Below are 21,629 nucleotides of genomic sequence, written 5' to 3' on the forward strand. Positions count from 1 at the left end.
ACTACACTATCGGAATTTAGCGGACGTACGCGTATGAATACCCTAGAAAAGGTTCAGAAAAGCCTCGCTCATTTCAGTAAATCTGAACGAAAAGTGGCTGAAGTCATTCTGGCTTCACCCCAAACTGCCATCCATTCCAGCATTGCCACTCTGGCAAAAATGGCGGATGTCAGTGAGCCGACGGTTAATCGTTTTTGCCGCAGACTCGATACCAAAGGCTTCCCCGATTTTAAACTGCATCTGGCGCAAAGTCTCGCGAATGGTACGCCTTATGTGAGCCGCCATGTTGAAGAAGATGACTCTCCTGATTCTTACACCACAAAAATCTTCGAATCATCAATGGCCTCACTGGATACCGCCCGTCAGAGTCTGGACATCAGTGCCATCAACAAGGCCGTGGATGTGTTGACTCAGGCGAAGAAGATCTCGTTCTTCGGTCTTGGCGCATCTTCAGCTGTCGCCCATGATGCACAGAATAAATTCTTCCGTTTCAACGTACCCGTTATCTGTTTTGATGACGTGTTAATGCAGCGCATGAGCTGCATTAACAGTGCAGAGGGCGATGTGGTTGTCCTTATTTCCCACACAGGCCGCACCAAGTCGCTGATTGATATCGCTCGCCTTGCCCGTGAAAACGGCGCTGCGGTTATTGGTATCACCGCCCGCAATTCGCCACTGTCAGCCGAGTGTACACTGCCGGTCACCATTGAAGTGCCGGAAGATACTGACATGTATCTGCCGATGGCATCGCGCCTGGCGCAATTGGTGATTATTGATGTGCTGGCGACCGGCTTTACCCTGCGCCGCGGCCCAAGATTCCGTGACAGTCTGAAACGGGTCAAGGAAGTACTGAAAGAATCACGCATTACCGTCGATCACAGCCACGTGTGATACGCCAAGCGCTGACAGCAAAAGCACCTTCGGGTGCTTTTTTGTTATCAGTTTATCAATACCTTCCGGTTAAACCTCCCCGCTCACGGCCTTCAACGATAACCAAATCTGCCAACTTTAGCGGGCCGCCGAAAGCTGATGAAGCCGTGCCCCCCCCAACACTGAGGGCTTTGGCGAACTGACGTTGTTCCGTACAATAAATTCCGCCACACCTCACAAAATTCAATTTTGAATTTTGTGGGTTTTGATTGTAATTTTCCTACAATTTCAGGTGGAAGCTGATAATATATCGCACAGACAATATGAAATTAACGGAGTGTCATATGTTCCGCAGAACCAAAATCGTGACCACACTCGGCCCTGCAACCGACCGCGATGACAATCTTCGCCGTATCATCGCCGCCGGTGCCAACGTCGTCCGCATGAACTTCTCCCACGGCTCCCCTGAAGACCACCTAGAGCGTGCCAACGCAGTCCGTCAAATCGCCAAAGAACTCGGTACCCACGTCGCTATTCTGGGCGATCTGCAGGGTCCAAAAATCCGGGTTTCGACCTTTAAGGACAACAAAAAAGTCCAGCTCAATATCGGTGATACCTTCACTCTCGATGCCGAACTGGGTAAAGGTGAAGGCGATCAGCATGCTGTAGGTATCGACTATAAAGAACTGCCAGATGATGTCGCCATTGGCGATATTCTGATGCTGGATGATGGCCGGGTTCAGCTGAAGGTGGAAAAGGTTGAAGGCCGCAAGGTTATCACCAGTGTGGTCGTCGCCGGTCCCCTGTCCAACAACAAAGGCATCAACAAGCAAGGTGGTGGTTTGTCTGCCGCGGCATTGACCGATAAAGACAAAGCCGACATTCTGACCGCGGCAAAAATCCAGGTGGATTATCTGGCCGTGTCTTTCCCTCGCTGTGGTGCCGATTTGGACTATGCGCGCAAGCTGGCCCGAGAAGCCGGCAGCAATGCTCTTATTGTGGCTAAAGTGGAACGCGCCGAAGCGGTTGCAACCCAGGAAGCCATGGATGATGTCATCAATGCCTCTGATGCCGTAATGGTGGCCCGTGGTGATTTGGGTGTTGAGATTGGTGATGCCGCGCTGGTTGCCGTGCAAAAGCGTCTGATTGCCCGCTCCCGTCAACTGAATAAAGTGGTGATTACTGCGACGCAGATGATGGAATCCATGATCTCCAGCCCTATGCCAACCCGCGCTGAAGTGATGGACGTCGCCAACGCCGTCCTGGATGGAACTGATGCCGTGATGCTGTCAGCAGAAACCGCTGCCGGTGACTTCCCGGAAGAAACCGTAAAAGCCATGGCTAACGTATGTCTTGGCGCTGAAGCACATCCAAGCGTGCGTGTGTCCAAGCACAGACTGGATGAAACTTTCACTACCGTGGAAGAAACCATTGCCATGTCAACCATGTACGCCGCCAACCATTTGCCAGGCGTGAAAGCCATTATCGCGCTGACCGAATCAGGCTCCACGCCGCGATTGATGTCCCGCATAACCTCTGCACTGCCGATTCTGGGTCTGTCCCGTCATGAGACAACACTGGCCAAAATGGCACTGTACCGTGGTGTGCAGCCAATTTATTTTGACTCAACCGCTTATACCGCAGATGAAGTCGCTTCCAGTGCGCTGAAAATGCTGCAGGAAGCCAACTATCTGCAATCAGGTGATATGGTACTGATGACCAAGGGCGATGCCATGGAAACCATCGGCGGAACCAACACCTGTAAAGTGCTGATTGTCGCCTGATAGAGGGCAATCAAAACAGAAAAAAGGAACGCTTAGCGTTCCTTTTTTGTTTGTGTCAGCTGACAAGCTAGCAGTTAACTCACTGAAAAATAATTACTATACATCCGCGCTTTCTGCCACAGTCCGCTCATTGTCAACGTTCAGGGCGGTTAAACGTGGCAAACTCATCCACGGCAATCGCACGGCTTCTTAACTTATCCGCCTCTTTGAGCGCGATGCATCCCTCTTCGTCTATGATGCCAGCAGCCCAAGCCGCCTCAAAACGGCATTGACCAGCGACAACTTTCAACTCACCTTTACGCAGCGCAGTGTCTACCCTGCGACGCAACGCCCGGGTTTGATACATAGCGTTAAATGCCTGTTCAACCTCAGCAATGCCACTGTTATCGCCAGGAACATCCGGGCACAGGAACGTCAGTCTGGCGCGGACCGGACCAGGCTTCAGCATGCTGCCGGCCACCTGGCGCACCAGTTCATCCCCCGGACCATTGAAGTGATTTCCCAGCGGGAAGATCAGTGCCTGCAATTTCCATTTAAGCAACCTGCTTGGGAAGTTGCGAATGACCGCTTCCAGTGCGGCCGCCCCCTGCTGCAGACGGCTTTGCAGGACATAATGCACCAAGGGCAATTCATCCTGCTGACGACCGTTATCCTCGTACAGTTTTAATGTCGCCGACGCCAGATACAACTGACTGAGCACATCACCGAGGCGGGCTGACATCATCTCCCGGCGTTTGAGCTCGCCCCCCATCACCAACATGGCGAAGTCGGTGGCAATGGCCAACGCCGATGACAATCGCTCAAGCTGCTGATAGTAAACTTTGGTGTCACCGCTGACCAGAGCTCCGGCAAAGCGACTGCCACTGAGGGCGTGCCCAAAAGCCCGCGCACCGTTCTTCATCGCATACAGAATGTGAGAGATCAGCAACTCATCAAACTGCTCAAGGCCGGCTTCCTCGTCAGTCATCGATGCAGCCGCCATCTCCTTCAACACAAAAGGGTGACAGCGGGTCGCACCCTGGCCGAAAATCATCAGGCTGCGGGTAAGGATATTTGCCCCCTCCACAGTGATGGATAACGGATTGGCCATGTAGTGATACCCCAGGTAATTCTTTGGACCCAGCTGGATCCCCTTCCCGGCCTGAATATCCATGGCATCATTCATCACCTGACGGCCAAACTCTGTCATGTGGTATTTGGCTATCGCGGTCACCACGGAAGGTTTGACCTTCATATCCAGCCCGGTAGTGGTCAGCCGTCTGGCCGCTTCCAGCTGATAAGTGTTGCCGATCAGTCTGGCCAGCGCTTCCTGTACCCCTTCAAACTGACCAATGGCGACACCAAACTGCTCTCTGACGGCGCAATATGCCGAGCTGGTTTTAGTGGCCATATGCCCGCAGGCAGTAGCCAGTGCCGGCAGGGAAATACCACGACCGGCAGACAGGCATTCCACCAGCATACGCCAGCCATGTCCGGCATACTGTTGACCGCCGATAATCCATTCCAGCGGAATAAACACATCTTTACCCCGGGTGGTACCGTTCATAAATCCAAGTCCCAAAGGATCATGTCTGGCACCGGTTTCAACACCTGGATGCGACACCGGAATGAGCGCGCAAGTAATTCCGATGTTTTTGGTTTTCCCCAACAATCCTTCAGGGTCATACAGTTTGAAAGCCAATCCCAGCACAGACGCCACCGGCGCCAGCGTGATATAACGCTTATCCCAGTTAAGACGAATGCCGGTGATCTCCTGTCCATTAAATTCACCGCGACACACAATACCTGTGTCAGGGATCGCACCGGCATCAGAGCCAGCTTCCGGTCCGGTCAGCGCAAAACAGGGGATCTCGTCACCTTTGGCCAGTGCCGGCAGCCATTTCTCCCGCTGCGCCTGCGTACCATAATGCGCCAACAGTTCTCCCGGTCCCAGTGAATTGGGTACCATGACTGTCACGGCGGCGCTGATACTGCGACTGGCCAACATGGCAACTATCGTGGAGTTGGCATAAGCGGAGAATTCCCGGCCGCCATACTGCCTGGGGATGATCAGTGCAAAAAAGCCTTCTTTTTTGAAAAATTCCCACAATGCTGGCGGCAGATCCCGACGATTGTGCACAATGTCATAGTCATCGATCATCTTAAGCGCCTGTTTAACCTGCACTTCGACAAATGACTTCTCTTCAGCGGTCAACTGACTTTTACCAAAGCCGTGCAACCTGTCCCAGTTGGGCTTGCCACTGAACAGCTCCCCCTCCCACCAGGTATCACCGGCTTCCATCGCCTGCCTTTCCGTATCAGACAAAGGCGGCAGGACCCGTTTAAAAAAGCCAAAAGCAGGTCTGGATATTACCTGCCTGCGCACACTGGTTACACCCAGCAGCACTATAAGCAGTGCTGCCAGCAACAACAGAAAGCTAATCATACAACACCTACTTATCTGCACTCAGTTGTGAAGCCTTCACACCCGCAGCCATATAAGGAATAACCCGGCGGATAACAGCCTCAATATCATTTTGTTCATTGAAGTCCGCTGCGGCGATCTCCATCAGGGCGTCCGCAGACGCCATGGTGAATACTATGGTGCCCAGAGTAAAGTGTAATCGCCAGAACATCTCTGCCTTGGGAATTTCCGGCGCACTGGCGGAAACTGCATCAACGAAGTACTGCAGATGTTCACCATAGTGCGTGGTGATAAACCAACGAAGATGCCCCTGACTTTCTATGTAACCCCGTCCCAGCAACTGCAAAAACAGCGTGGTTCCCTCGGGCCTGAGGCGGTTGAGTTGCAGCAATGGATTGACCAATACCGAAAATACCTGTTGCAGCGGGATATTATCACTGCCGGCGCGCAGGACTTTCAGCTCATCAGTGGCCTGTGGCATAAATACATCAAGATATCGGGCCAACACGGCCCTGATGAGCTCTTTTTTTGAGCCAAAATGATAATTGACAGAAGCCAGGTTCACTTCCGCTTTACTGGTAATTAGGCGTAATGAGGTTTCTGAGAACCCCCTTTCGGCGAACAACTTCTCAGCCGCATCAAGAATTCTGGTTTTAGTATCACTTCGGCTTGCCATTGAGTTTACCCGCTTATTTAAAACACTCGTTTAAATTAAACAGAGGTTAATAGATTGTCAAACGGTAAATCATCAATGTTGACAGCATACATCAGGAAAACCAAAGACCTCAGGCTACCTGCCTGATTCAGGATAAGGTAAACTCAGCAACAAAAAAACAACACAGGAAGGAATTATGTTTCAAATGAGAGCCAATGCGGTCGCGACCACGCTGTTGCTGGTGTGGGGGCTTGGCGGTTGTGACGGCGCGCCAAAAGCAGTAGCGGCTAACAATGCCATGCAAAGTCCGCAATCCCAGCCTACTGTCAACGAAGCCATCGCTTTTATTGAACAGGCCGAAGCGCAGTTGGCGGCACTTTCTAATGAGCAATCCCGCGCCGAGTGGATATACAGCAATTTTATTACTGACGATACAGCAGCGCTGGCTGCGGATATGGCTGAAAAGGTCACTGCAGCGCAGGTTAAGTTTGCCACCGAGGCCGCCCGTTTCATCGACGTTCCTCTGGATCCCGCCAATCAACGAAAACTCAATATCCTGCGCAGCGCACTAGTGTTACCTGCACCACTGGATCCAGCTAAAAACAAAGAGCTGGCCAATATTACTGCCGAGCTTAATGGCATATACGGCAAAGGCAAATACTGTCTGACTGATGGCAACTGCCTCACTTTACCTGAATTGTCGACAATCCTCGCTCGCTCTGATGACCCAAATGAAATGCTCAATGTCTGGCAGGGATGGCGGGAAATATCCCGTCCAATGCGTCCTCTGTTCGCAAGAGAAGTCGAACTGGCCAATGAAGGGGCCCGAGATCTCGGGTTCAGTGATTTGTCTGAGCTGTGGCGCAGTCAATATGATATGGAACCCGCGGCCTTCAGTCAGGAACTCGACCGCCTGTGGGGTCAGGTTGCGCCTTTATATGAATCCCTGCACTGCTATGTCAGGGGGGAACTCAATCAACAGTATGGTGACGATATCGTACCGCCAACCGGCCCGATTCCGGCCCATCTTCTGGGAAATATGTGGGCTCAGCAATGGGGCAATATTTACGATAAGGTCGCTCCCGACAATGCGGACCCCGGTTACGACGTCACCCAATTACTGGCCGCCCACCAATATGATGAATTGCAGATGGTTAAACAGGCCGAGTCGTTCTTCACCTCGTTGGGATTCGAGCCGCTGCCGGATACCTTCTGGACTCGCTCTTTATTTACCCAGCCGAAAGACCGGGACGTGGTATGCCACGCATCGGCCTGGGATCTGGATAATCAGGATGACCTTCGTATCAAAATGTGCATCCAGAAAACCGGTGAAGAGTTTGTGGTCATCCACCACGAACTGGGGCATAACTTCTACCAACGAGCCTACAAACATCAGCCTCATCTGTTCAAAAACAGCGCCAACGATGGTTTTCATGAAGCCATAGGCGATACTGTGGCGCTGTCGATTACACCGGTCTATTTACAACAGATTGGCTTGCTGGAACAAATCCCTGATGAGAGCAAAGATATTGGACTGTTGCTCAAACAGGCACTGGATAAAGTCGCCTTCCTGCCTTTTGGTCTGATGATAGATCAATGGCGCTGGCAGGTGTTTTCAGGAAAAATCACGCCGGCTCAATATAATCAGGCATGGTGGGCGTTAAGGGAAAAGTATCAGGGTATCACCTCACCTGTTGCCAGAAGCGAGACTGACTTTGATCCGGGCGCCAAATATCATGTTCCGGGGAATGTACCCTACACCCGTTACTTCCTGGCGCACATACTGCAGTTTCAATTCCATCGTTCTTTATGCCAACTGGCGGGCGACACCGGTCCGGTTCACCGCTGCAGTATCTATGGCAGCAAAGAGGCCGGAGACAAACTCAACGCTCTGCTGGAAATGGGGATGAGTCAACCATGGCAACAGGCACTGAAACAGGTTACCGGCAGCGATACCATGGACGCGGGGGCGGTACTGGAGTATTTTGCGCCACTTAAAATCTGGCTGGCTCAGCAGAACAAGGTGGCCAATCGCCAGTGTGGCTGGTAAGCCCACGCCAAAAAGCTACAACGACCGGCACGCAGGTGCCAGTGTCAGAAGCGTAAAAGCCCGCTCCGCAGCGGGCTTTTACTTATCTTCACCGACTATCGCTTATCGAAAACCCGAGCCTTTGTGATGAGTCTCCCTGGCGGCATCTTTCTGTGTCTGGGATTTCGCCAACATCACATATAACGCACCATTGCCGCCCTCTTCCTTGATGGCAGAATGAAATGCCATCACTTCATCCAATTGTGGCAACCAATTATTCACAGCCGATTTGATTAATGCCGGAAAAGGTCTATTGCCAGCGCCTTTGCCGTGGATCAGCAGCACACACCGCTCCTCCCGCTCAAACGCGGCCAACAGCCCCCGAACCAGAGTTTCTCTGGCATCCCGCAGTTTCATTGCGCGCAAATCCAGCAACGTTGGATGCTTATACTTGCCCAACCGGAGATTTTTAAACACCTGCTCCTGCACCCCCTGACGTTTAAACGACAAAGGGTCGTCCGGTGCAACAGGCTTAATCAGACCGGCGTCAAGCGTCAGCCGATCTAAATACTCATTGGCCTGCGCCGCAGCCTGCCGATTGAGCTGGGCGTGGGTTACCGTCACGGGATCATTACTGAACACCCGATCACTTTGAGCAAGAGGCTTAACATCCGCCATTTCTGCCCAAAAAAGTTCATTATCGTCTCTGGTCATCACCGCCCTCCTGACACAGCGACAAAGTTACACAACACACTTTGTAATGATCTAATACTTTAGTTAGCTAGCTGCATTTATTATATTTATTCAATCTAAAGCAGACACAGTAATTTTTTAATGCGACAGTTTTTTCGGGGTATTTTTGTCCTGCTGACACTGATGACGATCCCCTCCGTCTGGGCCCACACCAATCCAGAACTCGATCAGAGTATCAATACCCACTATCTGCAGCTGATGAGCGCCTTCAATAAGCTGGATATTGCACAAATCGACGCCCTCTATGCCGACAATGCCTGTTATTTACCCGAAGGGCAAAATAAAGCCATCATCATTGGCAAAGACAACATTCTGGAGTTGCACCGCAGTTTTTTCTCCCGCATCAAAGCCAAGCAAGCGCGTATTGAAGTAGACTTTCGGGTGATCGACAGACAGATCACCGGACAGCAGGTCACTGATGTGGGATATTTTTTGGTACGTTTCTTCCCGGCACCGGAAACCGGCGAATCCACCAGCGAATTTGCCGGCAAATATGTGTCTGTGCTTGAGCAAAATAAAGATGGTATCTGGCAAATGATGGTCGACAGCAGCCACCGAGCAGATCCTTCTTTGTTTTTCTCAGCAAAACCAGTCGATAAACTGTATTATGGCGAGTCCTTCAGTCCGTTAATCACCATGAAAGAATGAGCGCTATCCCATGCCCCTGCCAGTCCGGCAGTCTTTATGAACATTGTTGTGGCCTGCTGCATCAGGCCAAAGAGTCAGCAAGCACACCTGAGCAGCTGATGCGCTCACGCTATTGTGCTTTTTATATGCAACAGTGGTCTTATCTTATCAGCACCCACCACCCTCAAACCCGTCAGGGACTGACCGAGGAGGCACTGGCTCAGGGACCTCACCCTCAGTGGCTGGCACTGGATGTGCTTCAGGCAAGTGAAGATGGCGCCCACGGACAGGTAACCTTTAAGGCCTGGTATAAAAATGCCGGCAAGGTGGATGCTATCTATGAGTGTTCGGACTTTGTCAAACAGGATGAGCAGTGGTTTTACACCACAGGTGAGCAAATGAGGGCACGCTTGCCGGGACGCAACGATCCCTGTATTTGTAAAAGTGGCAAAAAATTCAAACAGTGCTGCGGAAAATAACGTCTCACACTAGGTCTTTCTGCCTGTCCTTCAGATTAATGAAGTCATTGAAGTCCGGTCCACGCAGGGCCGGACTGTAGAGAAAACCCTGGGCCTGATGGCATTCACAGTCAGACAAAAAGGCTTCCTGCTCACTGGTTTCCACCCCTTCTGCCGTCAGTGAAATATTCAGGGCTTTGGCCATGGCGATAATAGCGCTGACGATTTCACGGCTTTCGCGGCTGACGGTGAGATCGGCAATAAACGAACGGTCGATTTTGATTTTACTGATCGGGAACTGTTTTAAATAACGCATTGAACTGTACCCTGTGCCAAAGTCATCGATGGCAAGCCCCACCCCCAACTCAGATAACTCCTTACACAAATGAGTGGTGTGCAACACATCTTCCATCAGTTCAGTTTCGGTGATCTCCAGGATCAGAGTGCGGGGTTTGATTCGATATCGGGTCAGCAGTTGCCACACCTGTTCGTACAGCTGCCCGCCAAAGAATTGCCGGGCAGAAACATTCACGTGCATCGACAGATTAATATTATGGTGCTGCCATAAATTCAACTGCTTACAGGCAGCTTCGAGCACCCAGTTACCTATGCTGCCAATCAAACCACTCTGTTCGGCGACATCGATGAAACTCCCCGGATACAACACCCCTTTTTTAGGATGATGCCAGCGGATCAGGGCTTCAGCCCCTATGTACTCCTGGGTTTTCAGATCTCTCAGTGGCTGGTAATAAAGTTCAAACTGGCGGCCACGAATGGCGACATGCAGCTCCCGCTCAATTTCAGAGTCCTGATAGAAGCTGCTAACCAATGCACTGTTGAAAAACTGCACATGATTAGCCTGTTTTTTCTTGGCGTATTGCACCGCGATATCGGCACCGGCCATGGGAGAGATCACATCTGCTACCTCACCGATATTGACGATTGCCAGCGCAGGTTTAGGGTCAAGTTGCTCTCTGCCAACCACAATCTGCTGACTTAACTGTTGATAGAGTCGCTCCACCCTGGCTTTACATCGTTCCGGGCTGACACCCGGCAGCAGCAGCGCAAACTCATCGCTGCCGACCCGGGCAATCTCGATGGCGCTGTGAATATCGGCAAAGTGCCGGATCCGTCTTGCCATTTCCACCAGCAGTGCATCTCCCTGCTCGTGTCCATAGGTGTCGTTAAATCGCTTGAAGCCGAGCAGATCGACCAAAATCAGCACGCCTTCACGGGTTCTGTCCAATACCTGGTTGAAATGCGTGCGATTGAACAGTCCGGTCAAGCCACAACACCAGGCCAGTCGCTCCAGTTCAGCCTGGTATAAATGAGGACGGGTATTATCTTCACTGTGAACCAGCGCATAAATATTGTGACGTTCAGTCACAAAAGGAGACGCATGATATTTCAGATAGTAACGCTTGCCATCAGGACGGGTCAGCGGCACTTCGCCACTGACAGGTTTGCCGGCACGTAACTCATCCATGACCAGATCAGCATGATCCGGATACTGGCTGAAAAACGCCAGATTGCGCACACTGTGACCCTGAATTTTATCTCTGGCCATGCCGGACATCCGGCTGTGAGCTGGATTGATATATTCAATCAACTCTGTCTTCAGATTCACCAGCATGGTCACATAATCAGACTGCTCAACCGCACTTTGAAACAGCGACAGTATTTCCTGCTGCTCGTATCCCTGCTGAGTCGCCAGCGTCAGTGCCAGTTGATCCGCGCATTGGCAGGCAATGTAGATTTCGCTGTCTTGCCATGCGCCCTGAGATTGCGAGCGCTCCAGACACAATACGCCCTCAAGACGACCATTGATACGTATGGCAACATCCAGTGTGGAACTGATGTGGCGGGGAGTCAGAAACAGCAGCCGGATATCGGCGACCCGCTGGTCGGCCTTGGCATCACTGGCATCGATATAACGCTGGGATTTAAGGAAATGAAGATATTGGTTGCAGCGACTGATATCCGTCCCGCGAAACTGAAAGCCAGCGCCCTGTTGAGCAAATTGGGCCACGGCATACTGGCGGCACAAATCGAGACTGAACCGCCAGGCACTGGCGGCATCGATGGTCAGATGCTGGCACAGCAACTCAGTCACCAACTCTGCGGTCGCCCGAAAATTCCCCTGAGATTTGGCAGGAGAATTGACGACTGTTTCAACAATGTGTTGATATTTACGCCGTTTCACGTACATCCCTGAATACCGGCCAACTTACTTTGCCGGTGCTGACTACTGTTATTATTGTTGTGTTGATATCACCGCAGCGATATCACATCTGTACGTTACTAACCGCCATTGTCACTTTCAGTGCAATTCAGCGCTGAGCTGAAAACAAACCGGAAAGGCTGCCCCGAAGCATTTCCGGGACCAGACAATCCGGTTTTACTGACCGGCAGGTTACAGGAATTCAACCTGTAACATCAAGCTGTTAACCGTGATTTTTGAAATCCGGCAACAGTTAATTGCTCATTTGAAAAATCATTTTCTCCACGCTGACATCAAACGTCAGCACCAGCTCTACACCATCTTCCAGGGGCTTGATATCGAAACTGGTTTTAGGAAAGCGGCTGACTGCACGCTCAGCCAGGGCTTCAGCCTGAGATTGCGCTTCATCTCCGGAAAAGCTCACTTTCAGTTGAGTATCATCAGCTTCTATTACTGCGCCAACATCAACAAAGCTGCCACAGTATGTACAGGTATCATTAATCGCGTCAGATTGTGCATCTCGGATGGCTTTCATCACTACATCTCCGGTTAAAAACCACATTATATGCCAGCCAATCTTCCCTCACCATGCCAGAGTCACGTTAATCCGGCCAATTTGCGGCTGAAATTACGCTGGTTGGTTAATATCTCAGCCAATGGCGGTGATTGAGGGAGCTGTGCAGCGTCACCATGGTGGCGTAGTCGAGCGGACGGCTCAGTATTGGCCAGTGCCAATCCCAAATCAAAGGGTATCGCCCCCCGTATCACCAACGCTTCAGGAGTCAATGCCTGGTGCAACTGAAAACTGCGGGCTCCCTGCTCGATAAAGAACGTGCTGTTATCTGTCACCTCATCATCCTGGGACAGATCCGCCAGCAGAGGCGCTGGTTTGGGCAGTTCAAAGGTTAACTGCAAACGCTCGGATTCCGGCCTGACTTGCTGCAACCTGAACTGCGCCATATCGCCTGCATCGGCGGACAGCATCGCCAGTAACAGACCAAACTCACCCCGGCGATTGGCTTCAACCGCCTGATTCAAACGGTTACCCAAATGCAGTTCATTGATTAAAACTGACTCAACAAGCATATAAAAACATCAGAAAAACAATTCCTTGGTAGTTAATCGACCAGTTGAACCGGAACTTTAGGAGAATTTTTCAATTGGGGCTTTACATGCAAATGGATAATGCATACTATTGCCGCCGCTGATGAGGAGGGGTTCCCGAGTGGCCAAAGGGATCAGACTGTAAATCTGACGGCTCTGCCTTCGAAGGTTCGAATCCTTCTCCCTCCACCACTTCAGCAACAACAATTTGAAAGTACGCGATTGAATTCGTGGAGGGGTTCCCGAGTGGCCAAAGGGATCAGACTGTAAATCTGACGGCTCCGCCTTCGAAGGTTCGAATCCTTCTCCCTCCACCACTTTCAATTCAAGTACATCGCCATGATGGAGGGGTTCCCGAGTGGCCAAAGGGATCAGACTGTAAATCTGACGGCTCCGCCTTCGAAGGTTCGAATCCTTCTCCCTCCACCATCTTCCTTGTTGTTTTAGTTATAAAAGTTGTTCTGGCTAAAAGCAGTCATTCAGACTGTTAAAATCTCCAAATGTGGAGGGGTTCCCGAGTGGCCAAAGGGATCAGACTGTAAATCTGACGGCTCCGCCTTCGAAGGTTCGAATCCTTCTCCCTCCACCACTTTCTTCGTTCCATTCGCAATATCTATTGTTCTCTCGCTGTTCTTCCATCAACTAATTCTTTATCATTCTGCGCTATGAATAATAACGGATTGTTATCAACATGGATGCTTCCTGGGTCAATCAGGCCATAGACAAAATCGAAGCTGATTTTCAGCGCAGTGCCGACACACACCTTATCAAACTTGAATTGCCATTCCTCAACGGGATCGACATCTACCTGAAAGATGAAAGTACCCATCCTACCGGCAGTTTGAAACATCGCCTTGCCCGTTCCCTGTTCCTCTATGCCCTGTGTAATGGCTGGATTAAGGAAGGCACCACAGTCATTGAGTCTTCTTCCGGCAGCACGGCAGTTTCCGAAGCCTATTTTGCCCGCCTGCTTGGTCTGCCCTTTATTGCGGTGATGCCCAAGTCCACAGCCAAACGTAAGATCCAGCAGATCGAGTTTTACGGAGGCAAATGCCACTTTGTTGATCATTCCAGTGAGATCTATGCGGAATCAGAAAGACTGGCCAAAACGCTGGGTGGTCACTACATGGATCAGTTTACCTACGCCGAGCGGGCCACCGACTGGCGCGGCAACAATAATATTGCCAACTCCATCTTTAGCCAGATGCAACGTGAGCCGTTCCCGACTCCGGAATGGGTAGTGATGAGCCCAGGGACCGGCGGCACCTCAGCGACCATTGGCCGTTATATCCGTTATCAGCGCCTGAGCAGTAAACTCTGTGTGGTCGATCCGGAAAACTCGGTATTTTACGATTACTACACCACGGGTAATGCCACTATCAGTTGCAACAAAGGCAGTCGTATCGAAGGCATTGGCCGGCCCAGAGTTGAACCCTCCTTTATCCCGGGCGTAGTGGATCATATGATCAAAGTCCCGGATGCGGCTTCCATCGCGACCATCAATTGGCTCGAGAAACTGATTGGTCGTAAAACCGGCCCGTCTACCGGTACCAACCTGTTCGGGGCGCTATTGTTGGCGGCGGAAATGCAAAAAGCCGGACAACAGGGCTCCATCGTGACGCTGATTTGCGATCCCGGCGAGCGCTATCTGGATACCTGCTATAACCCGGATTGGATTGCCGCCAAAATAGGTTGCTACCGCCACTATTCTGAGCAGCTCGAGCAGATGGAGCGCACCGGGGCGCTGACCTTGACTCAGTGCAGTTAAACCTGCATTGACGTCACAATAAGCCCTGCCGCCCAGGATACTTACAGCACGATATTGGCAAACGCTGAGATAAGCAAAGCGTCGACTTTACTTAATCTCGGCCATGAAAAACGCCTCCACATTGGAGGCGTTTTTCATGGCTGACTGCCGATGCTGAATTTTAGGGACTAATCTAATTATCAATCAATATTCAGATACTTATGGGTCTGGATGGATAATCGCCAGTTGCGCTGAATACAGGTTGCCATCGCCAATTCAGTCGCCCTTGGCTTTTGACTGATAGGCTGTAAACAGATGGTCTTGCCTTCAAGTGCAATGGGTTTGAGCAGTGCATCCAACTCATCAATATGGGTTTGAGTCGCAACCGGATGCTTGATTTCATTGGCACGTTCGAGCGTCTGGGACAGCACACTCAGCCCGCCCTTCATATTCACCTTGGGCGACACAGTCACCCAGGTATCTGCACTGCATTTCACGGCAAAGGTGCCGCTGGTCTCTATCTGGCAGTGGTAACCCGCCATCTCAAACTCCTGCGTCATCTCAGTGAGATCATGGATACAGGGCTCGCCGCCGGTGATCACTACATGTTTGGCGTTAAAGCCTTTAGCTGCAAAGGCGACGATCAGCTCCTGCGCACTGAGCATGGCCCAACGCCCTATCTGGCCATCCACAGCGATAACCTCTGACGGGGCAACCTTATTTTGCTCCAGCACCTCCCAGGTATGACGGGTATCGCACCAGGAGCAGCCTACCGGGCACCCCTGCAGACGCACAAATATGGCTGGCACACCGGTGAATACACCTTCGCCCTGAATGGTTTCAAATACTTCATTGACCGGATAGCGCATGCTCTTGCCTTACTGTGGGTCACCGTTAATGGCCCGCAGTTATAGAGGATTTTGCCCACAGGCGCAAGCAGATGGATTTGCATCCCCCTGACCTCGGGCTACAATACGCGGGTTTCAATATGAAGGGCTTATCTCATGGCAAAAGCGGTTGTGGTATTCAGTGGCGGACAGGATTCAACCACCTGTCTTATTCAGGCAATGGGACAGTACGATGAAGTCCACGCCATTACCTTCGACTATGGTCAACGTCACCGTCAGGAAATTGAAATTGCCGCGCAACTGGCCAGCGAACTTGGGATTGCCAGTCACAAAGTGCTGGATGTGGGTCTGCTCAACGAACTGGCCATCAGCGCGCTGACCCGGGACAATATCCCGGTATCCAATGAACTGATGGATAATGGATTGCCGAATACCTTCGTGCCCGGTCGCAATATCCTGTTTCTGACTCTCGCTGGCATTTATGCCTATCAGTTGGGCGCCGAGGCAGTCATCACCGGTGTCTGTGAAACGGACTTTTCCGGTTACCCCGATTGCCGCAATGACTTTGTCAAAGCGATGGAGTCGGCCCTGATCCAGGGTATGGACCGACCATTACAACTGATCACGCCATTGATGTGGCTCAATAAAGCGGAAACCTGGGCGCTGGCAGATAAACTGGGGCAACTCGAACGGGTTCGCCACCACACCCTGACCTGCTACAACGGTCTGGTGGGTGACGGCTGTGGCGACTGCCCGGCCTGCAGACTGCGCCGTCAGGGATTGGAAGATTATCTCAATAATCAGACCAGTGTGATGCAATCGCTGGAGCAAAAATGCAGCGAACAATGAGCCAGAAGCTCAACAGTCCCTGGGGCGTGGCGCTGCTGCTGAGCTTGCTGGCCGCCGCGTTATACGGCACAGCACAGTACGCCAGCACCCTGGATGGTGCACTGGCGTTTCGCCGGACACTGATCGGTGACGGTCAGTGGTATCGATTGCTTACGGGTAATCTGCTGCACACCAATCACTGGCATCTGCTGATGAATCTGGCCGGTCTGTGGGTGATTATTGCCCTGTTTCGCTGGCCCTTCAGGTTTGCAGGCTTTACGCTGTTGTTTCTGACATTGTGCGCATTGGAAGGCGTTGGACTGTATCTGTTTTACCCGTCGCTGATGGGCTATGTGGGGTTAAGTGGCGTGTTGCATGGGCTATTTGCTTTTGGCGCCACCCGCGAAGTCTTGGGTGGCATCAAAATGGGCTGGGCACTGCTTGGCGGACTGATCCTCAAAGTCGGCTATGAAACCGTTACCGGTGGCAGCGCCGATCTGGCTCAACTCATCAACGCCCGGGTCGCGGTTGAATCACATCTGGTCGGCGCTGTCGCCGGTATCCTGCTGGCACTGCTTTATTCGCTTGGCCACAGGTGGTATCACTCAGCGCCCAAAACATGCTAATGCGTTTATTTGTTTTGATCTGCATGCTCAACAACAGAACATGAGCATTGGCACTCCCATCAAGCCTTGTCTCCCGGCGAGGGATCGCAAGGCTTAAAGATTGTCGCCCGCGGTGGCAACGTTTTGACCACTGGTAAACGCAACCACTGCAGATAAAGATCAGGCGACAATTTTTCCGGCGTTTTTCCGCAGCAACAGATCCTGCTCAATCTTGTCGATGATCATATCTGCCACCGACACACCGGTGGCCTTTTCTATGCCCTCAAGGCCCGGAGAAGAGTTGACCTCCAGCACCAGAGGCCCACGGTTAGAGCGAACAATATCCACCCCGGCAACCTTCAGCCCCATGGCCTTGGCTGCCATCACGGCGCATTTGCGCTCGGCAGCGGTTAATTTGGCAACCGTGGCCGAGCCTCCCCTATGCAGGTTGGAGCGAAAATCCCCCTCCTTCCCCTGCCTGAGCATGGCTGCCACCACTTTATTACCCACCACAAAGCACCTCAAATCGCTGCCGTTAGACTCACGAATATACTCCTGAATGAGAATATTGGCCTTCATGCCGAAGAAGGCTTCGATCACACTCTCAGCCGCTTTGCGGGTTTCCGCCAGTACCACGCCTATACCCTGGGTGCCTTCGAGCAATTTAATCACCAAAGGCACACCACCCACCATATCGATCAGATCGGCAATATTATCGGGTTTGTTGGCAAAGCCTGTAATGGGCATCCCAATGCCCTTGCGCGACAACAACTGCAGCGCCCTGAGCTTATCCCGTGAACGGGCAATGGCGATGGAGCTGTTAAGCGAATACACTCCCATCATTTCGAACTGACGCACCAGCGCGCAACCGTAAAAGGTGCTGCTGGCGGCGATACGTGGAATAATCGCATCCAAATCAACGGCCTGACCATCAAGGTGAACAGAGGATTGAACGGCATTGATATTCATGGAGCAATGCAGAGTGGATACAACCCTGACTTCATGGCCGCGTTGTTGTCCGGCTTCGACCAGACGACGGGTTGAATACAGCGAGGGGTCAGACGACAAAATACCTATCTTCATGATGGCACCAATAACAACCTTGTAGTGAAAACATCCTGTGCGGGACAATGAAGATTGCACGGGAAGCCTGTGCCAGAAGAGGGTTACTTCCCGGTTCAATCTTCAGTAAGTATCATCAGCAAAAAGCCCTTTGCAAGGGGGGTTGAGAGCCATAGACAAAAAATATATTTCTTGCTTTTTCAGGCCGTTGATGCATAACAATGACACTAACGTGCCAGCCAGTGCCCATCGGGATTCAACCCTCCTCAGGCCAGTCCGATGTTAAGCAGTTAAGACCACCACAATCGCTCAAAATAACTGCACCTGCGTCATGAATGCTGCGTTATCGTGATAAAAATCAGTAAGATCAAGGCAAGTCCCAACAGCGCACACTATGATGTTCAGAAGCACTGGATTTTTAAAAAGCTATGGATATTCAGCAACTGTGTGCCACTTTTGCAGGGAAAGGAATCAAATGACACCTTCAGAAGAAAAATACTGCCAGCACATTAGAACACTGTCTGATGAACTGGTGCGGATCCAAAAGCCCATTCAAATCCTTGATGCCATCAAATGGCCCCAGGGGATTGAACAGGCATTTCTGGCCTCCCCCAATGAACTGCCCCCCCTGCCCGCCGATTATTACCAGAGCAAACCTTTGCCCTTTGATCACGCCAGTCTGAAACTGCAGCTGTATGATCTGCGCAGCGCCATCGTCAACATCCTGGGGAAACGTGACCGGCTGGGACAGATCCTGTTTAACACCACAGAGCAGTATCTGCTGGTGCTGGATATGCTGGAGCAACGAGGCAAGCCGGCGTTTGGTGAGTTCAGCAAACGCCTCTACGGCTCCTCCAATGATAAACTGCATGGCGATCGCCATTCACTGTACGAGCTTGGCTGCGGCCTCAGTCATCTGTTTTCTCTGCCGGCAGCCAGACTGGCCGCTGCGCGGCACGAGAAAGTCCACAGCGCCCAGGCAGCGGTGGATATTCTGACACAAAAACTCACCCCCTATTTTCACAATGACGAAGTTAAAGTCAGGCTCAACGACGGCATTATGTCGGACGCCGCCGTGGGGGGCGACACCATTAAAATCAACTCCAACGCCAGCTTCAGTGATGCAGATCTGAATATCTATGAAGTGCATGAAGGCTGGGTACACGTGGGCACCACGCTCAATGGCCGGGCGCAGCCCTACGCCTCCTGGTTGAGCGTCGGGTCGCCACGGGTTGCGGCGACTCAGGAAGGCCTGGCTGTACTGCTGGAAATGCTGACGTTAAGCTCGACTCCCGGAAGGGCAAGACGCATCAGCGACCGGATAACCGCGGTCAACATGGCGGAAAGTGGCGCCGATTTTCTGGAGATCTATCGTCACTTTGTTGATCAGGACATCAGCGCCAGGGATGCTTACCGCATCACCCAGCGGATTTTCCGCGGCGGTATGGCCTCAGGTGGCAGTTACTTTACCAAAGACATCTCCTATGTCCGAGGCTATGTGGAGAACGTCAATTTTATTCGCGCAGCCATCATGTCCGGCGTACCTCAGCTCATCCCTATGCTGTTTATCGGCAAGCTGGCCATTGAAGATATTCCAACGCTGTATGATGCCTGTCAGCAGGGGATTATTCAGGCGCCCAGTTATCTGCCCCCGATGTTCGCCGATTACAGCGGCTTGTACGCCTGGTTTGGTTTCGCCAGTGGCCTGGCCAACATTGACCTTAAAGGGGTGCAGCGGCACTTCCACAAACTCTTCAGTGAACTGCCCCACGCCCAGCCCAGCACAGTGCTGGAAGAAACTGAGTTTGGTTAACCCAAAGATCAAGCGGATTCCCGATATACCATTCTCTGTGAAAAATGCCGGCGATGTTTGTTCATCGTCGGCGGCTGTTTTCGACGCCAATAAGATTGGCAATATTGGGCTGTGTTTATCGTGCGCCCGGGAAGGCGTCCGTATCACCGCTATTCCAATAGCCAGTCACACCATTAACGCCCAGCCGGTGCATACTGGCGCAGGAAGTTCGCCCCATTGCGGACATCAGGACCAAAGTTCCGGTCTTCGGTGACGTAACTGACAGATTGTCGGTAGGCATTGAGCAGATCAGATGTTCCCTCACCCATAGTCAGTTGCTGAGTACGACGCCGCAAATCCATCCCCTGTGTGCTGTGCAGCACTTCGAAAGCGTAAACCTCGTACCCGATATCTACCAGGCGTGCCAGTCTGGCAGCCACGTTGTTGACGTTACTGAAGGTTTCCTCGATACCCACAGAGGTCGGCACGCCATAGAGCGTTGCGCTGTTGGTCAGCGCCATGGCCTCAGCATAGATACCTGACATCGATTGCGCTATGTTGGCAAAGCCGTCCCCGCCTTTGTTTTCCGGTGCAACCAGGTACATGGGAAGCTTGGTTCTGCCAGAGTCAGCCAATTGGGTGGTACGCCATGCCGAAGTGTGGATCACCTGCGCCACCGCGCGACTCAATGACTCCAGCTGGATCGCCAGTTGGGTATTATCGAAATTGGCGCCGGAGTTGACGAAAACATTGGTGTTTTCCACCCTCAGCGCATTCACCGCATCCGAGTCGCTGTACCAGAGATTATCTTTGGCATTGGTGTGCACAATTGGATTATCCGTGGTGTGATTGATAGCGGTATTGAGCAACTCTTTTGCCTGGCGCAGCTCTTCCAGTGCCGCCGCCAGAATGTAGCCGGATGCACGGAACGACAGCGGGTCCTGAAGATTGCGCTTGTCATTGTTATCCCACAGGAAAGAGCCTTTCAGATGCGCCAGAATAGCTTCCCCGGCTTCATGCACCTGCGGCCAGCCTTTGGTCTCTACCGTATGCCACAGGAAAGGTGACACATTGCCATTCAACGCCTCCAGACTTGATGCGATGATCACAGGAGAAGTATTGAGCAGATGCTCTGCCGTTTTTACTGCCGCAATAGACTGGGCCTCAGCCACATTGCCATTGGATAAAATAGAAATGCCATCCATGCCAAATGGTTGATAACGCTTCAACCCCAGTTCTTTGCGGACTTCAGCAGCATCACGTCTTTGCCCCTGGTACATAACGTCCCACTCGCCCATCAGCGACAGACCTATATGGGTCACCAGACTCAGGTCATTGGAGCCGTTGGAGCCTCGTCCCGGAATGAGGGGGGTCACATCATGGTTGATGTATTCGATATAGGCGTTGGCTGCTGCTTCGCTCATGCCGGTATAACCCGCAGCCATCTGATTAACCCTTATAATCATCGCCATTTTGGACTGCTGCTCAGGCAGAAACGGGCCGAATCCCGCTGCCTGGATGCGCATTTGTCGCTCGTTGAACGCGATTGAAGCGCTTCTGTTAGGCTCATCTTCCACCGATGAACCTGAGACTCTTTTATCTTTCAGCGCCCCATAATTAACGGTCAACCCGTAAATGGCGCGGCCATCCTGAGCGGCATTGATTGGCGCTTTATAGGAGGCTCGAATGCGTTGCCAGCCTTCGTCGGAAATCTGAATATCCTCTCCCGGTTTGGATATTTCCCACAGCTGATCAACGGTTAAACTTTTGCCGTCTAAAATATGAGTCGCGGCCTGCACATTACCAAATAATAAAGTAGCAACCATTATTGCTGCGATTGAT

18 protein-coding genes and 4 tRNA genes are annotated in these 21,629 nt (G+C 51.8%); 13 read left to right on the forward strand and 9 right to left on the reverse strand.

Annotation, left to right across the window (positions count from 1 at the left end; translation table 11 throughout):
- The first annotated feature begins 33 nt into the window (after window positions 1–33).
- Together ACRRUX_RS03180 and pyk are read left to right on the forward strand one after the other, a co-directional pair.
- Window positions 34–891, forward strand: a complete 858-nt coding sequence (locus tag ACRRUX_RS03180; protein ID WP_432527104.1) for a MurR/RpiR family transcriptional regulator — start codon at window positions 34–36, stop codon at window positions 889–891.
- A 323-nt stretch (window positions 892–1,214) separates the two neighbouring features.
- On the forward strand, window positions 1,215–2,654 hold the full coding sequence (pyk, locus tag ACRRUX_RS03185) for a pyruvate kinase (RefSeq protein ID WP_432527106.1): 1,440 nt from the start codon (window positions 1,215–1,217) through the stop codon (window positions 2,652–2,654).
- A gap of 133 nt (window positions 2,655–2,787) precedes the next feature.
- Here the strand turns inward: pyk and ACRRUX_RS03190 are convergent, their stop codons facing one another.
- Both ACRRUX_RS03190 and ACRRUX_RS03195 read right to left on the reverse strand, forming a co-directional pair.
- Window positions 2,788–5,079, reverse strand: a complete 2,292-nt coding sequence (locus tag ACRRUX_RS03190; protein WP_432527108.1) for an acyl-CoA dehydrogenase — start codon at window positions 5,077–5,079, stop codon at window positions 2,788–2,790.
- Window positions 5,080–5,086: 7 nt separating this feature from the next.
- Window positions 5,087–5,734 carry a TetR/AcrR family transcriptional regulator gene (locus ACRRUX_RS03195; RefSeq protein ID WP_432527110.1) on the reverse strand — a complete coding sequence of 216 codons (648 nt, stop codon included), beginning with the start codon at window positions 5,732–5,734 and terminating at the stop codon, window positions 5,087–5,089.
- A 184-nt stretch (window positions 5,735–5,918) separates the two neighbouring features.
- Between ACRRUX_RS03195 and ACRRUX_RS03200 the strand changes: the two genes are divergently transcribed.
- On the forward strand, window positions 5,919–7,763 hold the full coding sequence (locus ACRRUX_RS03200) for a M2 family metallopeptidase (RefSeq protein ID WP_432527323.1): 1,845 nt from the start codon (window positions 5,919–5,921) through the stop codon (window positions 7,761–7,763).
- A gap of 102 nt (window positions 7,764–7,865) precedes the next feature.
- On the opposite strand, the gene smrA is transcribed toward ACRRUX_RS03200, so the two are convergent.
- Window positions 7,866–8,456, reverse strand: coding sequence for a DNA endonuclease SmrA (gene smrA / locus ACRRUX_RS03205; RefSeq protein WP_432527112.1), 591 nt, complete (start codon window positions 8,454–8,456; stop codon window positions 7,866–7,868).
- Between the two features lie 120 nt (window positions 8,457–8,576).
- Here smrA and ACRRUX_RS03210 point away from each other — a divergent pair, with 120 nt between their 5' ends.
- Together ACRRUX_RS03210 and ACRRUX_RS03215 are read left to right on the forward strand one after the other, a co-directional pair.
- Entirely contained in the window at window positions 8,577–9,143 is a 567-nt protein-coding gene (locus tag ACRRUX_RS03210) for a YybH family protein (protein ID WP_432527114.1), read from the forward strand.
- On the forward strand, window positions 9,140–9,601 hold the full coding sequence (locus ACRRUX_RS03215; RefSeq protein WP_432527116.1) for a YchJ family protein: 462 nt from the start codon (window positions 9,140–9,142) through the stop codon (window positions 9,599–9,601). The genes ACRRUX_RS03210 and ACRRUX_RS03215 overlap by 4 nt, the downstream gene beginning before the upstream one ends.
- A gap of 4 nt (window positions 9,602–9,605) precedes the next feature.
- Here the strand turns inward: ACRRUX_RS03215 and ACRRUX_RS03220 are convergent, their stop codons facing one another.
- The 3 genes from ACRRUX_RS03220 to ACRRUX_RS03230 all read right to left on the reverse strand — a co-directional run bounded on the left by ACRRUX_RS03220 (window position 9,606) and on the right by ACRRUX_RS03230 (window position 12,851).
- Complete coding sequence (locus ACRRUX_RS03220; protein WP_432527118.1) at window positions 9,606–11,783, reverse strand: putative bifunctional diguanylate cyclase/phosphodiesterase; 2,178 nt, start codon at window positions 11,781–11,783, stop codon at window positions 9,606–9,608.
- A 271-nt stretch (window positions 11,784–12,054) separates the two neighbouring features.
- Complete coding sequence (locus ACRRUX_RS03225) at window positions 12,055–12,336, reverse strand: DUF406 family protein (protein ID WP_432527120.1); 282 nt, start codon at window positions 12,334–12,336, stop codon at window positions 12,055–12,057.
- A gap of 62 nt (window positions 12,337–12,398) precedes the next feature.
- Window positions 12,399–12,851, reverse strand: a complete 453-nt coding sequence (locus ACRRUX_RS03230; RefSeq protein WP_432527122.1) for a VC2046/SO_2500 family protein — start codon at window positions 12,849–12,851, stop codon at window positions 12,399–12,401.
- Between the two features lie 161 nt (window positions 12,852–13,012).
- Between ACRRUX_RS03230 and ACRRUX_RS03235 the strand changes: the two genes are divergently transcribed.
- From ACRRUX_RS03235 to ACRRUX_RS03255, 5 genes are all read left to right on the forward strand, one after another.
- Window positions 13,013–13,097: transfer RNA gene (locus tag ACRRUX_RS03235), tRNA-Tyr, on the forward strand.
- A gap of 40 nt (window positions 13,098–13,137) precedes the next feature.
- Window positions 13,138–13,222: transfer RNA gene (locus ACRRUX_RS03240), tRNA-Tyr, on the forward strand.
- Window positions 13,223–13,249: 27 nt separating this feature from the next.
- A tRNA-Tyr gene (locus tag ACRRUX_RS03245) sits at window positions 13,250–13,334 on the forward strand.
- 75 nt (window positions 13,335–13,409) lie between these two features.
- Window positions 13,410–13,494, forward strand: a tRNA-Tyr gene (locus tag ACRRUX_RS03250).
- A gap of 102 nt (window positions 13,495–13,596) precedes the next feature.
- Window positions 13,597–14,673, forward strand: coding sequence for a PLP-dependent cysteine synthase family protein (locus ACRRUX_RS03255; RefSeq protein ID WP_432527124.1), 1,077 nt, complete (start codon window positions 13,597–13,599; stop codon window positions 14,671–14,673).
- A 179-nt stretch (window positions 14,674–14,852) separates the two neighbouring features.
- On the opposite strand, the gene queE is transcribed toward ACRRUX_RS03255, so the two are convergent.
- Window positions 14,853–15,521 (reverse strand): 7-carboxy-7-deazaguanine synthase QueE, encoded by a 669-nt coding sequence (queE, locus tag ACRRUX_RS03260; RefSeq protein WP_432527126.1) that lies wholly within the window; start codon window positions 15,519–15,521, stop codon window positions 14,853–14,855.
- A gap of 135 nt (window positions 15,522–15,656) precedes the next feature.
- Between queE and queC the strand changes: the two genes are divergently transcribed.
- The gene (gene queC, locus ACRRUX_RS03265) at window positions 15,657–16,349 is read left to right on the forward strand and encodes a 7-cyano-7-deazaguanine synthase QueC (protein ID WP_432527128.1); all 693 of its coding nucleotides are present in this window, start codon (window positions 15,657–15,659) and stop codon (window positions 16,347–16,349) included.
- Window positions 16,334–16,954 carry a rhombosortase gene (rrtA, locus tag ACRRUX_RS03270; protein WP_432527130.1) on the forward strand — a complete coding sequence of 207 codons (621 nt, stop codon included), beginning with the start codon at window positions 16,334–16,336 and terminating at the stop codon, window positions 16,952–16,954. Before queC ends, rrtA begins: the two co-directional genes overlap by 16 nt.
- A 159-nt stretch (window positions 16,955–17,113) precedes the next feature.
- Here the strand turns inward: rrtA and rimK are convergent, their stop codons facing one another.
- Window positions 17,114–18,016, reverse strand: a complete 903-nt coding sequence (gene rimK / locus ACRRUX_RS03275; RefSeq protein ID WP_432527132.1) for a 30S ribosomal protein S6--L-glutamate ligase — start codon at window positions 18,014–18,016, stop codon at window positions 17,114–17,116.
- Between the two features lie 454 nt (window positions 18,017–18,470).
- Between rimK and ACRRUX_RS03280 the strand changes: the two genes are divergently transcribed.
- Window positions 18,471–19,808, forward strand: a complete 1,338-nt coding sequence (locus ACRRUX_RS03280) for a flavohemoglobin expression-modulating QEGLA motif protein (RefSeq protein WP_432527134.1) — start codon at window positions 18,471–18,473, stop codon at window positions 19,806–19,808.
- A gap of 173 nt (window positions 19,809–19,981) precedes the next feature.
- Here the strand turns inward: ACRRUX_RS03280 and ACRRUX_RS03285 are convergent, their stop codons facing one another.
- Window positions 19,982–21,613, reverse strand: a complete 1,632-nt coding sequence (locus ACRRUX_RS03285; protein WP_432527136.1) for an HAL/PAL/TAL family ammonia-lyase — start codon at window positions 21,611–21,613, stop codon at window positions 19,982–19,984.
- Window positions 21,614–21,629 lie beyond the last annotated feature (16 nt).

The organism is Shewanella sp. GXUN23E, from assembly GCF_050865035.1.
Classification (GTDB): domain Bacteria; phylum Pseudomonadota; class Gammaproteobacteria; order Enterobacterales; family Shewanellaceae; genus Shewanella.

What these genes read in the sequence shown, in the direction of transcription:
- ACRRUX_RS03200 (WP_432527323.1), top strand. Translation starts at nt 5,919, where the DNA reads ATGAGAGCCAATGCGGTCGCGACCACGCTGTTGCTGGTGTGGGGGCTT.
- ACRRUX_RS03195 (WP_432527110.1), bottom strand. Translation starts at nt 5,734, where the DNA reads ATGGCAAGCCGAAGTGATACTAAAACCAGAATTCTTGATGCGGCTGAG.
- rrtA (WP_432527130.1), top strand. Translation starts at nt 16,334, where the DNA reads ATGCAGCGAACAATGAGCCAGAAGCTCAACAGTCCCTGGGGCGTGGCG.
- ACRRUX_RS03180 (WP_432527104.1), top strand. Translation starts at nt 34, where the DNA reads ATGAATACCCTAGAAAAGGTTCAGAAAAGCCTCGCTCATTTCAGTAAA.
- pyk (WP_432527106.1), top strand. Translation starts at nt 1,215, where the DNA reads ATGTTCCGCAGAACCAAAATCGTGACCACACTCGGCCCTGCAACCGAC.
- ACRRUX_RS03285 (WP_432527136.1), bottom strand. Translation starts at nt 21,613, where the DNA reads ATGGTTGCTACTTTATTATTTGGTAATGTGCAGGCCGCGACTCATATT.
- ACRRUX_RS03210 (WP_432527114.1), top strand. Translation starts at nt 8,577, where the DNA reads ATGCGACAGTTTTTTCGGGGTATTTTTGTCCTGCTGACACTGATGACG.
- ACRRUX_RS03280 (WP_432527134.1), top strand. Translation starts at nt 18,471, where the DNA reads ATGACACCTTCAGAAGAAAAATACTGCCAGCACATTAGAACACTGTCT.
- queC (WP_432527128.1), top strand. Translation starts at nt 15,657, where the DNA reads ATGGCAAAAGCGGTTGTGGTATTCAGTGGCGGACAGGATTCAACCACC.
- smrA (WP_432527112.1), bottom strand. Translation starts at nt 8,456, where the DNA reads ATGACCAGAGACGATAATGAACTTTTTTGGGCAGAAATGGCGGATGTT.
- ACRRUX_RS03225 (WP_432527120.1), bottom strand. Translation starts at nt 12,336, where the DNA reads ATGAAAGCCATCCGAGATGCACAATCTGACGCGATTAATGATACCTGT.
- queE (WP_432527126.1), bottom strand. Translation starts at nt 15,521, where the DNA reads ATGCGCTATCCGGTCAATGAAGTATTTGAAACCATTCAGGGCGAAGGT.
- ACRRUX_RS03255 (WP_432527124.1), top strand. Translation starts at nt 13,597, where the DNA reads ATGGATGCTTCCTGGGTCAATCAGGCCATAGACAAAATCGAAGCTGAT.
- rimK (WP_432527132.1), bottom strand. Translation starts at nt 18,016, where the DNA reads ATGAAGATAGGTATTTTGTCGTCTGACCCCTCGCTGTATTCAACCCGT.
- ACRRUX_RS03190 (WP_432527108.1), bottom strand. Translation starts at nt 5,079, where the DNA reads ATGATTAGCTTTCTGTTGTTGCTGGCAGCACTGCTTATAGTGCTGCTG.
- ACRRUX_RS03215 (WP_432527116.1), top strand. Translation starts at nt 9,140, where the DNA reads ATGAGCGCTATCCCATGCCCCTGCCAGTCCGGCAGTCTTTATGAACAT.